Source organism: Tabrizicola sp. (assembly GCF_030694085.1).
GTDB lineage: Bacteria > Pseudomonadota > Alphaproteobacteria > Rhodobacterales > Rhodobacteraceae > Tabrizicola.
Map to the genome: position 1 here is coordinate 40,960 of NZ_JAUXZE010000009.1, position 14,430 is coordinate 55,389.

Below are 14,430 nucleotides of genomic sequence, written 5' to 3' on the forward strand. Positions count from 1 at the left end.
ATGCCTGCCGTGCCCTCCTCAGGCCGCGGTCAGGACCTTCGCTTCCTTAGGGTCGATCAGGATCACCTCGACACCCAGTTGTCGCAGGTGATCCAGCATGTGCGGCGGCGCGCCCGTGTCGGTGACCAGCGTGGTGACGCGGGTCAGGGGGCAGACCACCATGTTGCCGCGCGCCTCGAACTTGGAGCTGTCGGCGACGACAATCAGGTTTTCGGTGCGGGTCAGAAGCTTGGCTTCGGCCCGGGCCACCAGCGGGTCGCTTTCAATGATGCCCAAGGGCGTGATCGAATAGCAGGACATGAACATCTTCGACGCGGCGAAGTGCTGGATCGCGTCTTCGTCGAAGGGGGAAAGGATGATCCCGGCCTCACGGTAAAGCTCACCCCCCGGCAGGACGACGCGGTTCATCGAATGGCTGATAAGCTCCTGCGCGATGGGGAAAGAGTTGGTCAGAACCTGCATCCGGTGCTGGCGCAGGCATTGCGCCATGAACCATGTGGTCGAGCCCGCGTTCAGGATGATCGAGTCGCCGTCCTGGCAGAGGTCGGCCGCGCCACAGGCGACTGCGCGCTTCAGATCGGCGTTCAACGTCTGGCTGGCGTCGAAGGACGGCGCAGTCAGAGGTGTCTGGCCCGAGGCGACCGATTCCGCGCCACCGTGGACGCGGCGAAGTTGGCCAGAGTCTTCCAGTTTTGCAAGGTCGCGGCGCAGGGTGGCGACCGAAGCCCCGGTCACTCCCACCAGATCGGCGACGCGGACAATGCCGCGATCCCGCAGGCGGGTCAGGATCAACTGCCATCTTTCGCGTTCGTGCATCATGGACGGAAGGCTGTCAGAATCGCTCATATCCGTCAACAAACAATCGCAATGCTGCATTGCGGAAAGGTCTCTGCGGCGCAGAATGGTGTTTCGTGATTGACTGTGAGCGTTTCGTCCCTATCCTTGGCCGCAACTCCTTTCAGCCAAAGTCGGACCGATGACCCAGGAAATCACCCTAAAGTCCCTGTGGGACGACGCTTATGCCGCCACTTTGGACGAGCCGGGCAAGCTGCTCTACCGCTCGAACCTTCTGGGATCGGACCTTCGAATCACCAACTTCGGGGGCGGGAACACCAGCGCCAAGGTCACGCACAAGGACCCGCTGTCGGGGGATGACGTGCAGGTCCTGTGGGTCAAGGGGTCGGGCGGGGACATCGGGTCGATGAAGCTGGACGGCTTCGCCACGCTTTACATGACCAAGCTGATGCAGCTGCGGGCGCAGTACCGGGGGCTGGATCAGGAAGACGCGATGGTCGCGGCGCTGGGGCACACGATCTTCAACCTGAACCCCCGCGCGCCGTCGATTGACACCTGGCTGCATGGGTTCGTGCCCTTTGCCCATGTCGATCACGTCCACTCCGACGCGGTGATCGCGATTGCGGCCTCGGCGGATCAGGTGCGGCTGACGCAGGAGATCTTTGGCGGTGAGCTTGGCTATCTGCCCTGGCAACGGCCGGGGATCGACCTGGGGATCAAGCTGGGCCGGATGGCCGAGGAGAACCCGAAGCTGAAAGGCGTGGTGCTGGGCCAACATGGGCTGTTCACCTGGGCGGACACGGCGAAGGACTGCTACCTCTTGACGCTGGAGATGATCAATCGCGCGGCGGTCTGGCTGGACGCGAACGTGAAGCGGCCGGTGTTTGGCGGCGAGAAGGTGGCCTCATTGCCCGCTGAAGACCGCAAGGCCACCGCACGGCGGCTGATGCCGCTGATCCGGGGGCGCATCTCGGGCGGGGCGCATATGGTGGGGCATTTCACCGACGCGCCAGAGGTGCTGGAGTTTGTGAACTCTCATTCGCTTAAGCAACTGGCACCGATGGGAACCTCTTGCCCGGACCACTTCCTGCGGACGAAGATCAAGCCTTTGGTGGTGCCTGCGGACGCCGACACCGACGCGCTGGACGGGCTAATCGCCGGGTATCGGGCGGACTATGCGGCCTACTACGACCGCTGCAAGCGGCCCAACTCGCCTGCGATGCGGGACCCCAACGCGGTGATCTATCTGATCCCCGGAGTGGGGATGCTGTCCTTTGCCAAGGACAAGGCGACCGCCCGCGTCTCAGCTGAATTCTACGTCAATGCGATAAACGTGATGCGGGGGTCTTCGGGCGTTTCCCACTATCAGGGCCTGCCCGAACAGGAAGCCTTCGACATCGAATACTGGCTACTGGAAGAGGCCAAGCTGCAGCGGATGCCGAAGCCGAAGGCGATGCAGGGCCGGGTCGCCTTTATCACCGGGGGGGCTGGCGGGATCGGGTCGGCCAGCGCCGAACGCTTGCTGCGCGAGGGCTGCAACGTCGTGCTGGCCGACATCGACCAGACCGCGCTGGATGAGGTCGTGGCGGGGTTCGCCAAGCGGTATGGCCGCGACATGGTGCGGGGCGTGGTGATGGACGTGACCAGTGAAGCGGCGGTCATCGCGGCGGTGGAATACACGGTCAGCGAATACGGCGGGCTGGATGCGCTGGTGAACAACGCCGGGATCACCAGTGCCGCGGCGGTCGAGGATACGACGCTTGCGATGTGGAACAAGACGATGGACATCCTGTCCACCGGCTATTTCCTTGTGGGGCGTGAGGGCTATCGCGTTCTGAAGGCTCAGGGAATCGGCGGGTCGATGGTGTTCATCTCGTCGAAGAACGGGGTGGCGGCGTCGCCCGGCGCGTCGGCCTATTGCACGGCCAAGGCGGCGGAAATCCACCTTGCGCGCTGCATGGCGCTGGAGGGGGCTCCGCTGGGCATCAGGGTCAACGTGGTGAACCCGGACGCCGTCCTGCGCGGGTCGAAGATCTGGAAGGGCGAGTGGTCGGAGCAGCGCGCGGCGTCGAACAAGATCGCCGTGTCGGAGCTGGAGGAGCACTACCGCAAGCGCAGCCTGTTGCAGCGGTCGGTCTTCCCCGAGGACATCGCCGAGGGGGTCTATTTCTTCGCCTCGGACCTGTCGGCGAAATCGACGGGCAATTTCCTGAACGTGGACGCGGGCAATGCCGTGTCCTTCACGCGCTAGGGGGCGGGGATGCTGATTTCCGAAGATCTGGTCGGGTCGCTGAACGAAGCGGCGCGGGTTGCGCATGAGGATGAGTTTGGCGCTTTGGGGCGGAAGCTTCAACGGCGTGGCCTGGACATCGAGGCGGTTGTGGCCCGCGCGATAGCCTGGTCGGTCGCGGTGCCGACCTGGGGCGTGGGCACCGGGGGCACCCGGTTCGCGCGGTTTCCGGGGCGTGGGGAGCCTCGGGGCATCCACGACAAGCTGGCCGATTGCGGCGTGATCCAGCAGTTGACGCGGGGGACGCGGACGGTCAGCCCGCATATCCCGTGGGACAAGGTTTCCGACTACAACGCGCTGCGGCAAGAGGCGGCGCAGTACGGGCTGGGGTTCGATGCGGTGAATTCGAACACCTTCCAGGACCAGACGGATCAGGCGCTGTCCTATCGCTACGGATCGTTGGCGAACGCCCGTTCGGATATCCGCGCGCAGGCGGTGGCGCATAACATCGAGTGCATCGAGATCGGTAAGGCTTTGGGGGCCCCTGCGCTGACGGTCTGGATCGGGGACGGCACCAACTTTGCAGGACAGCAAAGCCTTTCGAAGATGTTCGAGAACTACCTGTCGGCGATGGAGGAGGTCTATGCGGCCCTGCCCCCGTCGATGGCAATGTTCATCGAGCACAAGATGTACGAGCCGGCGTTCTACTCGACGGTGATCTCGGACTGGGGGTCGTCCCTGATGGCCGCGCAAGCCCTTGGGCCACAGGCGAAATGCCTTGTGGACCTTGGTCACCACGCCCCCAACGTGAACATCGAACAGATCGTCGCGCGGCTGGTGCATGTCGGGCGGCTGGCCGGGTTCCATTTCAACGATTCGAAGTACGGGGATGACGATCTGGACGCAGGCTCGGTCGATCCGTTCCGGCTGTTTCTGGTCTTCAACGAACTGGTCGAGGCGGAGCTGCGCGGGGCCAAAGGGTTCAACCCCAGCTACATGATCGACCAGAGCCACAACGTCACTGATCCGATCGAAAGCCTGATGGGAAGCGCAGTGGAGATCGCGCGGGCCTATGTGCAGGCGTCGCTGGTGGACCGGAAGGCCCTGGCCGAGGCGCAGGACGCGAATGACGTGATGGCCGCGCATCGTTGCCTGAAGGCGGGGTTTCTGACCGACGTCTCGCCGATTCTGGCCGAGGCGCGGATGCGGCAGGGCGGGGCTTACGATCCCATCGCGGCCTACCGGGCGTCAGGCTACCGCGAGCGGGTGGCGAACGAGCGGCCGGAGGTGAAGGGGTCGTCGTCCGGCATCGTGTAGGTCCGCACCGGAGGGGAGGCCGGTTGGATGGAAAAGCACTCGATCATCGACGAAAGCCATGCCTTCTGGGATGAGGTGGTGCTGCCCCTGTTGGCCGCCCGCTTCCCCCAGGAGACCGCGCAGATGGCCGCGGGGGTCTTCGGCTATGGCTCGGAAGTGTTGCGGCTGGATGATGAATATTCCACCGACCACCACTTCGGGCTGCGGGTGAATGTGCTGCTGCCGGAAGCGGTGATGGCCGCGCGCGGGACGGTGATCGAGGATGCGCTGGCCGAAGGTCTGCCCGCGACCTGGCGGGGCCGGGAACTGCGCGAGGGCTATACCCGGACCAAGGGCGTCGCATTGGCGTCACTGGAGCATCACCTGCGGTCGACCATCGGGCTGGACGCGCCTCCGAACAGTCATTCACAATGGCTGGCGATCCCCGAAGAGGACATGATGCATGTCGTGGCGGGGGAGGTCTGGCATGATCCGTCGGGCCGCTTTTCGGCGGTGCGCGCGGCCCTGGACGCTTACTATCCCGAGGAAGTGCGGCTGCGGCGGCTGGCGCATTGGTGTCGGTATTTCAGCGGCATGGGAGTATATGCGCTGAAACGCGCCCTGCTACGCGACAACGATCTTTACGCCAACACTACCTTCGCGCGGTCCTTGCGCTGGGGGGTACAGATGGCGTTCCTGCTTGACCGGCAATACTACCCTTACGACAAATGGCTGACCGTGATGTTCCACCGTCTGCCCCGGATGGGCGCGCGGCTGGCGTCGATTGTCGAGGAAGCGCCGAAGCTTACGACCCCGTGGGAGCGGAAGCTGGACCTGCTGCACCAGATGTCGGACGTGCTGGATCAGGCGATGGTCGAGGACGGGCTGATCGCGCCGCATCCGCGTTACAAGGTTTCGGCAACCTCGGGCTACCGCCTGCTGGAGTCGGCCTATGCCGAGCTGATCCGCAAATGCCCGGCCGAGATCCGGGGCATCGTTCCGCAGTGGGAGCAGGTGCATTGGGAAGGGTTCCACTCTGAATTCGTCGCAGGGGTGGGGCTGGAGGACTGGCGGCGGATGCTGCTTCTGGAGGAATACGAATGAACGGTTATGAACGCGTGATGGCGACGATCAACCACCAGCCAGTGGACCGCACGCCCATCGACTGCTGGCTCTACCAGAAGCAGTTTCTCGAGCGGCTGGAGGCCGATTACGGCCCGCGCGAGAAGTTCATCGAGGAATTCGGGATCGACGTTTTCGTCGGCCTGATGCCCTTCCCCAACCAGCATGGCCGCAAGTTCGACATCCATGAGCTGGCCAATGTGCCGCTCGAGGACCCGAAGCATCCGAAATGGCTGAACTTCACCGACTGGAACTATGATTTCGGCGGCACCAACATTGCCACCGCGATCCGCGACCACAAGGGCAAACGCTGCGTGCTGGCGCATTGCTGGGGGATGGTGGAGGGGACCTCAAGCTTTCTCGGGATCGAGAATTGCTGGATGAACCTGGGCGGCAATCCGCAGCTGATGGCGAATTTCTTCGACCGTTACGCCGACTGGATGTGCGTCCAGGTCGACCAGATGATCGAGGCGGGGGTGGACATGATGACCCTCTCGGACGACTGGGGGTCGAACGGGACGATGCTGTTTTCGCCCAAATCCTGGCGGGCGCTGATCAAGCCCTATGCGATGCGGGTCGTGCAGCATGCGCGGTCGCGGGGCATGCCGGTCAACCTTCACTCTGACGGCTACATTCTACAGGTGGTGGATGACATCATCGAGATGGGCTATACCTCGTGGCATCCGGTACAGGAAAGCGCGGGGATCAATCCGCGCGAGGTCAAGGAAAAGTGGGGCGACAAGATCACCATCTACGGGTCTTTGGACGTGATCGACGGGCTTCTGAAGTACGACGGTGAGGAGTTGGACGAGTACATCACCGAGCGGTTCGGCATCTATGCGCCCGGTGGGGGGTTCATCTTCAACGGCGGGCACTTCATCCAGCCGGACATTCCCCCGCTGCGGCTGGTCCGGGCTTACCGTCTGGTAAACAAGCTGGCGGCGCAATACGGGACACTGCAGTGAAAGCACCGGATGGTACGGTCTGGATCGGCCCGGCACATCCGTTCGATCTGAGCGATGCCTATGTGAACTTCCGTGCGGATATTTCACTTGTGACCCCGCCGTCCGAAGCCACCTTGCGACTTAGCGCCGACAGCCGCTATCGGGTCTGGATCAATGGAGAGTTCGTCGGACGCGGCCCGGAGCGGTCATGGCCTTCCTCGATGGCGGTAGATGAACGGCTTGTCACAAGCCTGCTGCGGCCCGGTGTGAACCGGATCGCGATACAGGTCCATTCCCCCGGCCACTCACACTTCGCCTATGTCCATCGTGGGGCCTGCGGCCTGATCGGCTGGCTGGAGGTGGACGGCGACATAGTGCTGACCACCGGACCGGGCTGGACCGCGAGACGGGACAGGTCCTGGTCGGACAGAGTTGAGCGGGTCTCGATCTACGGCACTGGGGTCGAGGATCGTGACCTGCGGGGCGGCGAACCATGGGTTGAGGCCGATGCCTCGGGCTGGGATGCGGCGCGGGTGGTCCAGGGTGCCGAGGGGCCGATCTGGCAGCGACTGCGACCAAGGGCAACCGCGCTTGCAGTAGACGAGGTGCGGACACTTGGTGCGCCTTGGCAGGTGCGGGTCGGGCCCTCGGTTGCCGCAACAGGCGATCCGCATGCCGATCTGCGAAAGGCATTTTCATTGGCCGGGCCAGGCGCCGTCCCTGCCCTTCTGCCGCATGGAACTCTGGCCATCTGGATATTCGACCTGGGTGAAAGCAGGGCCTGTCTGGGCGGCGTGGACCTCACTGCGGCGGGGGGAGAGCGGTTGCTGGTCTCCTATGCCGAAAAGCTGCGGGACGGGGAACTGTTGCTTCCCGACCCCGAGACGTATTGCCGGATGCGCCCGACCGATCGTTTCACCTTGCGTCCCGGTCGACAGCGTGTGGAAGGCTTCACCCCGCGGGGCGCGCGCTTTCTGGTCTTTTCGTTGGAGGGCGGCGGGGTATCTCATGCGCCCAGGTTTCACGTCCGGCTGCCGAGGACGCCGGTGATGGAGAGGCCATTGCCGAAAGCTGAAGGCGTCCTGCAAGGCGTGGCAGAGATGTGTCGCCGCACCACCTTGGCCTGCCTGCAGGACGGGTTCGTCGACGGGGTCTGGCGAGAGAGTAGCCTTTGGCTTGGCGATGCCGTGGCGCAGGACTGGGCGCTTCGGGCAATCTCGGATGATCCGCGCCCGCTGCTGTTCGCTATCGACATGGCGGCAGAAGGGGCGGATGTGGAGGGGCTTCTGCCCAGCGTCCTGCCCGGAGAAATTCCGGCCTATGCTGTGACAGACTACAACTTCAGTTGGGTGGAACTGCTGGCGGGGTGCGAGACGCATCCCGGCATCATGACGCCGGCGGCGGTGTGGGAGCGGCACTGGGCGACTCTGACCCGGATGCTGGATCGCATGGCGACCTTTCGGGGGCCGGACGGGTTGCTGCGCAATCCGACAGGGCGGCGGCTGTTCCTGGACTGGTCACCGACAAGCCGGGTAGAGCCGAATCTGACCTTGAACTTGCGGTATCTGCACGCACTGCGGCTGGCAGCAGGGATGGCGGAAGTGGTCGGACGGACGGTGGACTGGGCACAGCAGGCCGAGCAGGTGACGCAGGCGTTGCAAGGGCACCGCGCGCGGGACGGCTGGCACGAAAGCCCGGGCGGGGAGCCTGCCAGCCAACTGGCACTGGCTTTGCTGATCCTGACCGAAGTCATCGACGCCCCGGACGCAGAGGCCTTGGCGGACCAGATCGTCGCCCGCTCGTTGAACGCGGAGGATGGGCCGATCCTGGGCCAGCCGACGCTTGCCAGCCCCTTCATGCACCACTACGTTTTCCTTGCGCTTCAAGGACTTGGGCGCCGCGCCGCGATCCATCAGATCATCGCAGCCCGCTGGGGCCGCTGGGTGGACGAAGGCCGACCGACCACGCCCGAGAACTGGTCGATCGACTTTCCCGACGGGTCGGCGTGCCACGGCTTTTCGGCGCATCCGCTGGGTTGGCTTTAGAAGTCCAGGTGCTCGACGCTAAGGGCGTTTTGCTGGATGAACTCGCGCCGCGGTTCGACGACATCGCCCATCAGCTTGGAGAAGATGTCGTCCGCGTCGGCCAGGTCGTCGACCTTGACCTGGAGGAGCGTCCGCGCCTCGGGGTCGAGGGTGGTCTCCCACAACTGGCTGGGGTTCATTTCGCCCAAGCCCTTGTAGCGTTGCAGGGTCAGGCCCTTCTCGCCCTCGGCCAGGATGGATTTCAACAGGTCAATGGGGCCGTGGATCGCCTGCTCGCGATCCTTGCGGACAAGGCGGGCCGGGTCGCGGTAGATGTCGCGGGTCTGCCCGGCAACCTGGCTAAGACGCCGCGCCTCGCCCGACCGCAGCACGGCGCCGTCAAGCGTGCGCAATTCTTCCACACCGCGCAGGATGCGGCTTAACCGGATGCCGTGGTCCTGGGTTATGCGACCGGACCAGCCACGCTCGAACTCTTGCGCGATCATGTTCAGGCGGCGGGCGACGGTGTCGGCCACGGCCTGCAGGTCGGCGTCCGCCTTGCCCGGATCAAAGGCCCCGGCAAGGGCCGCCTGCTCCAGGATCGGACGCGGGTAGTGCGTTGGAAAAGCATCCAGAACGCGGCGGAACTGACGGGCACCTTCGACCACGCGGGCGAGGTCGTTACCGGCGATTTCCTGGCCGTCGGTCAGGCGCAGGACGGCGCCCTCGGTGCCCATGTCGATCAGGTAATCCTCCAGCGCGGCCTGATCCTTGAGGTAGACCTCGGACTTGCCACGCGCGACTTTGTAGAGCGGCGGCTGGGCAATGTAGAGATAGCCACCCTCGATCAGTTGCGGCATCTGGCGGAAGAAGAAGGTCAGCAGCAGCGTGCGGATATGCGCGCCGTCGACGTCGGCGTCGGTCATGATGATGACCTTGTGGTAGCGCAGCTTGCCGATGTCGAATTCGTCACGACCGATCCCGGTGCCAAGCGCGGTGATCAGGGTGCCGATCTCCTGGCTACCGAGCATGCGGTCGAAACGGGCGCGTTCCACGTTCAAGATCTTGCCCCGTAGCGGCAGCACGGCCTGGTTGGAACGCGAGCGGCCCTGCTTGGCCGAGCCGCCGGCCGAGTCGCCCTCGACCAGGAAAAGCTCGGACTTGGCGGGATCGCGTTCCTGGCAGTCGGCGAGCTTTCCGGGAAGGCTGGCCACGTCCAGCGCCGTCTTGCGGCGGGTCAGTTCGCGGGCCTTGCGGGCGGCTTCACGGGCCAGGGCGGCCTCGATGATCTTGCCGACGATGATGCGCGCCGGGCCTGGGTTTTCCTCGAACCATTCGGACAGCTTTTCGTTCACCAGGTTCTCGACTGCCGGGCGAACCTCGGACGAGACAAGCTTGTCCTTGGTCTGGGATGAGAACTTTGGGTCCGGCACCTTGACCGAAAGGACGCAGGTCAGCCCTTCCCGAGCATCGTCGCCGGTGAAATCCACCTTTTCACGCTTGGCGATCCCCGAGGACTGCGCGTAGCCGGTGATCGTCCGGGTCAAAGCACCGCGGAAGCCGGCCATGTGCGTGCCGCCGTCGCGCTGCGGAATGTTGTTTGTGAACGGAAGTACGGTTTCATGGTAGCTGTCGTTCCACCACATTGCGACTTCGACGCCGATACCGTTCTTTTCACCGACTATATAGATCGGTTCGGCCATGACACTGGACTTGGACCGGTCGATGTACTTGACGAATTCGCGGACGCCGCCTTCGTAGAACAGCTCGACCTTCTGCGGTTCGGCGTGGCGTTCGTCTTCAAGCACGATCCGCACGCCCGAGTTCAGGAAGGCCAGTTCCCGCAGGCGATGTTCCAGCGTCTTGAAGCTGTATTCCAGGTCCGAGAACGTGCCTTCCGGCCGGTTGCTCTTGGCGCTGGCCAGGAAGCGGACCATCGTCCCCTTCTTGCCGGGGGCCGGGCCGGCCTCATGCACGTGGACCGTGCAATCGCCATCCTCGAACCGGGCGCGGTATTCCATGTCGTTGCGCCAGACCGTCAATTCCAGCCATTCCGACAGCGCGTTGACGACCGATACACCCACGCCGTGCAACCCGCCCGAGACCTTGTAGGCGTTCCCGCCCTCGTCCGTGTTGTTGAATTTTCCGCCCGCGTGCAGCTGGGTCATGATGACCTCGGCCGCGGACACGCCTTCCTCCTGGTGGATGTCGACCGGGATGCCTCGGCCATTGTCGCGCACCGAAACGCTGTCGTCGGCGTGGATGATCACCGCGACTTCGGTCGCGTGACCGGCCAGCGCCTCGTCGATGCCGTTGTCCACGACCTCGTACACCATGTGGTGAAGGCCCGAGCCATCGTCGGTGTCGCCGATATACATGCCGGGGCGTTTGCGAACCGCCTCCAACCCTTTGAGAACCTTGATGGAATCGGCGCCGTATACGGCGGTGTTCTTGGGCTGGTCAGCCATGCGTGGGGAACCCTGATCGTTACGCGCGATTTATAGCGTTTCGGGCCGGGAATGTCACCCCTTGGCCACAAGATTTGGTGGTCAGGTAAAGGGGATAACCAGCCCCACACCGATAAGCAGGATGCCTGACCCGACGTTAAGCCTGCGCATCGCCTGCGGGCTGGACAGCAGTCTGCGGGCGCGGTCAAGGAACCACGCGAGCGCGAGGTTCCCAAGCATCGGAATCAGGGCCGAGATCAGCAGGATCGCGGCGATATCGGGGGCCGTCACGCGCGACAGGTCGAAGAAACCGGGCAGCACGCCCATGTAGAACAGGATCGCTTTGGGGTTGCCGACAACAGCGGCGACTCCGACAGCGAACCCGGCCCAGGCCCCCGGGCGGGTCAGACGGCTGTCGGCGTCGATGGCGGCGGCGGGTTTGCGGATCAGCAGGATGCCCATGATCAGGAAGACGGCCGCCGCGACCCAGCGCAGGGCGGCAAGAAAGCCGCCATACATCGACAGTATCCAGCTAAGACCGAAGATGGCCGCCAATGGCCAGATCAGGTCACCCAGCGCGACGCCGATCGCCAAGGGCCAGGCCCCGCGCATACCAAAGGCCAGCGCGCGGGCGGTCAGCGCAACCCAGACCGGGCCGGGCACGGCCCAGAGCGCAGCCATGCCAAGCGCGTAAAGCCACAGCTGCCAAAGCGAAACGGTCATGATGCAGCTTTAGAACAGACCGCCGAGAAGGTCGAGCGGCTTGGTGCCATCCCAGGGTTCCGGTCCGATATCAAGGACTTGCAGATGCTCTTCTGGCCGGTCGCGGTAAAGGCCGCCGCTGCGCGCGCCGGTCAGGTCAAGGTAGGTAAGCGGGTTCGCGATGGGGCGAAAGCCTGCGGCCGGGTAAAGCTTTGCGGTGCCGAACAAGAGAACATGCTGCGCCGGGGACTGCCGCGCGGCGGCAAGCGCGGCCTGCAGAAGCGTCGCGGCCTGGCCCTTGCCGCGGTGGTCCGGGTCGGTGGCGACATCGGCGATCCCGGCGATGGTACGAAGGTGTTCGCCCAGCCGGACGGCGCGCAACTGCACGCCGAGGTGGGCGGTGACGTGGCCCTGCCGGATCACGTGACGCCAGCTATGGCGGGTCTGAAAGAAGCTGCGGCCGCCGAAGTCCGTGAGGAAGCAGCGCGCCAGCAGGGCGGCAATTGCAGCCTCGTCAGCGTTTGTGAGCATATGTTCAGATATTGTCTCGACTGTCATTGCTCCACCTGCGATGTACCGTCTTGTTCCAGGATGCGAAGGGTCCGCCCGCGGGGTCCGAGGGCAGTGAAAAGTTCTGGCTCGGTGCCTGTCATCAGGGCCTGGGCCTGTAGCGCGCAGATTTCGTCGTAAAGGGCAGCGCGGCGGTGTTCATCGAGGTGCGCGGCGACCTCGTCCAGCAGCAGGATCGGGGCGCGGCCAAGGTCCTGCGCCAGCGCGCGGGCGTTGGCAAGGATCAGGCTGATGAGAAGGGCCTTCTGCTCGCCGGTCGAGCACTGGTCGGCGGGGACGTCCTTGGCGGCATAGCGGGCCAGGAGGTCGGCGCGGTGCGGGCCGACCAAGGTCCGACCCGCAGCAATGTCGCGACGGCGGCCCTCGGCAAGGGCCTGGGCGAGGTCAAGCGGTTCGTCGGTGCCGTCGGGGCCGGTCAGCGTCAGGTCGGCAGAGGGGAAGGCGCTGCTTGGATCGGCGGCGGCACTGATGCGGGCGATGGTCGAACGGCGGTGGTGGGTTATGGCCCCACCGGCCTCGGCCATCTGGGATTCCAGGGCCGCATACCAGTGCGCGTCGGTGACCTGATCCTTGATCAGCCGGTTCCGGTCGCGCATCGACTTTTCGTATGTGAGCGAGTGTTCGGCATGTTCCGGGAAGAAGCTCAGGGTCATGCGATCAAGGAATCGACGGCGGCCCTCGGCGGCCTCGATCCAGAGGCGGTCCATCGCCGGAACCAGCCAGAGGACGCGCAGGATGCGGCCCAGGCTGGCCTGCGTTGCGGCCTTGCCGTCGATGCGGACCTGCCGCGCCTCGCCGGGTTCGGCCCAGGTCTCCAGGTCATGTGCCGCGGACAGGCCCTGGACGGTGGCGGTGACCTTCCAGCCAAGGGCCTCGGGCTTGCGGGCCAGATCCTCGGCGGCAGCACGTCGCAGGCCGCGACCGGGAGACAGCAGGGATACCGCTTCGAGGATATTGGTCTTGCCGGCGCCGTTGGGTCCGACAAGGGCGACCGGGCGGCCATCGAAGGCCAGCCGCGTCGCCCGATGGCTGCGGAAATGCGTGAGCGCGAGGGTTTCGATCGCCAGACCGCCCACCGAAATTCCCTTTCAGTCCTGGTGTTTAAGGCCGGTCAGACCCGCATCGGCATAACGACGTAAACCGCCGAAAGGTCGTTGCCTTCACGCATCAAGGTCGGGTCAGCGGCAGAGTTGAACAGGAACACGGCGTTCTCCCGGTCCACCTGGCTGGCGATTTCCAGAAGGTACTTGGCGTTGAAGCCGATCTCCAGCCGCTCGTCGCCATAGGCCACGGCCAGTTCTTCCTCGGCGGCGCCGCTGTCGGGCGAGTTGACCGACAGGATCAGCCGGTCCTCTTCCAGCGACAGCTTCACCGCGCGGGAGCGTTCCGACGAGACGGTGGCCACGCGATCCACGGCCTTGGCGAATTCCGAGGCGTCAACTTCAAGCTTGCGGGTGTTGCCGGTCGGGATGACGCGGGTGTAGTCCGGGAAGGTGCCGTCGATGACTTTCGAGGTCAGGGTGATCATCGGCGTGGCAAAGCGGACTTTCGTCTCGGACACCGAGACGGCAATTGTTGCGTCGTCATCGTCCAGAAGCTTGCGCAGCTCGCCCACGGTCTTGCGGGGGACGATGACGCCGGGCATCCCGTCGGCGTCGTCGGGCAGAGGCGCATCGATGCGGGCGAGACGGTGGCCATCGGTCGCAACGCAGCGCAGCACCTTGCCGCCTTCACCCGTCGAGACGTGCATGTAGACGCCGTTCAGATAGTAACGGGTTTCCTCGGTCGAGATCGCGAACTTCGCCTTGTCGAAAAGCCGCCGCAGCACCGGCGCGGGGGCGGAAAAGTTCGAGGAATACTCGGACGTGGCCATGACCGGGAAGTCTTCCTTCGGCAGCGTCGCCAGGCTGAAGGTCGAGCGGCCTGCCGCAATGGTCAGGCGGCCCGAAGCAGCGTCTTCGGTCAGGTTCACCAGCGATCCATCGGGCAGCTTCCGGGTGATCTCGTGCAGCATGACGGCCGAAACGGTGGTGGACCCGGCGCGTTCCACCATCGCGGGGGCGCGGTCGACCACCTCGATATCCAGGTCGGTGGCACGGAAGCTGACCTGCGCACCCTCGGCCTCGATCAGGACATTGGCCAGGATCGGGATCGTATTTCGGCGTTCCACCACCGATTGCGCCTGAGCGAGCGCCTTCAGAAGCGTGGCGCGTTCGATCGAGAGTTTCATCTGGCTTCCCCCTGCCGACCCGTTGAAGGGACGACGAATTTATCCGGTTTACACCGGTTCACAAGCATTT

At 64.6% G+C, this 14,430-nt stretch carries 11 protein-coding genes; 5 read left to right on the top strand and 6 right to left on the bottom strand.

Annotated features, from left to right (window positions below; all coding sequences use genetic code 11):
* Positions 1–18: 18 nt before the first annotated feature.
* A complete protein-coding gene (locus Q8M85_RS01335) occupies positions 19–846 on the bottom strand; it encodes a DeoR/GlpR family DNA-binding transcription regulator (protein ID WP_305539290.1) in 828 nt (275 codons plus the stop codon).
* A gap of 130 nt (positions 847–976) precedes the next feature.
* On the opposite strand from Q8M85_RS01335, the gene Q8M85_RS01340 reads away from it, so the two are divergent.
* The 5 genes from Q8M85_RS01340 to Q8M85_RS01360 are packed head-to-tail and all read left to right on the top strand — an operon-like array spanning position 977 to position 8,432.
* Positions 977–3,046 (top strand): bifunctional rhamnulose-1-phosphate aldolase/short-chain dehydrogenase, encoded by a 2,070-nt coding sequence (locus Q8M85_RS01340; protein ID WP_305539292.1) that lies wholly within the window; start codon positions 977–979, stop codon positions 3,044–3,046.
* 9 nt (positions 3,047–3,055) lie between these two features.
* Entirely contained in the window at positions 3,056–4,342 is a 1,287-nt protein-coding gene (gene rhaI / locus Q8M85_RS01345) for an L-rhamnose catabolism isomerase (protein ID WP_305539294.1), read from the top strand.
* 27 nt (positions 4,343–4,369) lie between these two features.
* Positions 4,370–5,425, top strand: a complete 1,056-nt coding sequence (locus tag Q8M85_RS01350) for a DUF4037 domain-containing protein (protein WP_305539297.1) — start codon at positions 4,370–4,372, stop codon at positions 5,423–5,425.
* On the top strand, positions 5,422–6,408 hold the full coding sequence (locus Q8M85_RS01355) for a uroporphyrinogen decarboxylase family protein (protein WP_305539299.1): 987 nt from the start codon (positions 5,422–5,424) through the stop codon (positions 6,406–6,408). Before Q8M85_RS01350 ends, Q8M85_RS01355 begins: the two co-directional genes overlap by 4 nt.
* Positions 6,405–8,432, top strand: coding sequence for a hypothetical protein (locus Q8M85_RS01360; RefSeq protein ID WP_305539301.1), 2,028 nt, complete (start codon positions 6,405–6,407; stop codon positions 8,430–8,432). Before Q8M85_RS01355 ends, Q8M85_RS01360 begins: the two co-directional genes overlap by 4 nt.
* Here the strand turns inward: Q8M85_RS01360 and gyrB are convergent.
* From gyrB to dnaN, 5 genes are all read right to left on the bottom strand, one after another.
* Positions 8,429–10,879, bottom strand: coding sequence for a DNA topoisomerase (ATP-hydrolyzing) subunit B (gene gyrB, locus Q8M85_RS01365; RefSeq protein WP_305539303.1), 2,451 nt, complete (start codon positions 10,877–10,879; stop codon positions 8,429–8,431). The genes Q8M85_RS01360 and gyrB overlap by 4 nt on opposite strands.
* An 81-nt stretch (positions 10,880–10,960) precedes the next feature.
* Positions 10,961–11,581, bottom strand: a complete 621-nt coding sequence (locus Q8M85_RS01370) for a LysE family translocator (protein WP_305539305.1) — start codon at positions 11,579–11,581, stop codon at positions 10,961–10,963.
* A gap of 9 nt (positions 11,582–11,590) precedes the next feature.
* Entirely contained in the window at positions 11,591–12,118 is a 528-nt protein-coding gene (locus Q8M85_RS01375) for a GNAT family N-acetyltransferase (protein ID WP_305539307.1), read from the bottom strand.
* Positions 12,115–13,206 (bottom strand): DNA replication/repair protein RecF, encoded by a 1,092-nt coding sequence (gene recF / locus Q8M85_RS01380; protein ID WP_305539309.1) that lies wholly within the window; start codon positions 13,204–13,206, stop codon positions 12,115–12,117. Before recF ends, Q8M85_RS01375 begins: the two co-directional genes overlap by 4 nt.
* A gap of 35 nt (positions 13,207–13,241) precedes the next feature.
* A complete protein-coding gene (dnaN, locus tag Q8M85_RS01385; RefSeq protein WP_305539311.1) occupies positions 13,242–14,360 on the bottom strand; it encodes a DNA polymerase III subunit beta in 1,119 nt (372 codons plus the stop codon).
* Positions 14,361–14,430 lie beyond the last annotated feature (70 nt).

Bases quoted from the DNA above. Each gene is read 5' to 3' on its own strand.
- Q8M85_RS01335 (WP_305539290.1), bottom strand. From the start codon at position 846: ATGAGCGATTCTGACAGCCTTCCGTCCATGATGCACGAACGCGAAAGA.
- Q8M85_RS01350 (WP_305539297.1), top strand. From the start codon at position 4,370: ATGGAAAAGCACTCGATCATCGACGAAAGCCATGCCTTCTGGGATGAG.
- rhaI (WP_305539294.1), top strand. From the start codon at position 3,056: ATGCTGATTTCCGAAGATCTGGTCGGGTCGCTGAACGAAGCGGCGCGG.
- dnaN (WP_305539311.1), bottom strand. From the start codon at position 14,360: ATGAAACTCTCGATCGAACGCGCCACGCTTCTGAAGGCGCTCGCTCAG.
- Q8M85_RS01370 (WP_305539305.1), bottom strand. From the start codon at position 11,581: ATGACCGTTTCGCTTTGGCAGCTGTGGCTTTACGCGCTTGGCATGGCT.
- Q8M85_RS01355 (WP_305539299.1), top strand. From the start codon at position 5,422: ATGAACGGTTATGAACGCGTGATGGCGACGATCAACCACCAGCCAGTG.
- Q8M85_RS01375 (WP_305539307.1), bottom strand. From the start codon at position 12,118: ATGACAGTCGAGACAATATCTGAACATATGCTCACAAACGCTGACGAG.
- Q8M85_RS01340 (WP_305539292.1), top strand. From the start codon at position 977: ATGACCCAGGAAATCACCCTAAAGTCCCTGTGGGACGACGCTTATGCC.
- gyrB (WP_305539303.1), bottom strand. From the start codon at position 10,879: ATGGCTGACCAGCCCAAGAACACCGCCGTATACGGCGCCGATTCCATC.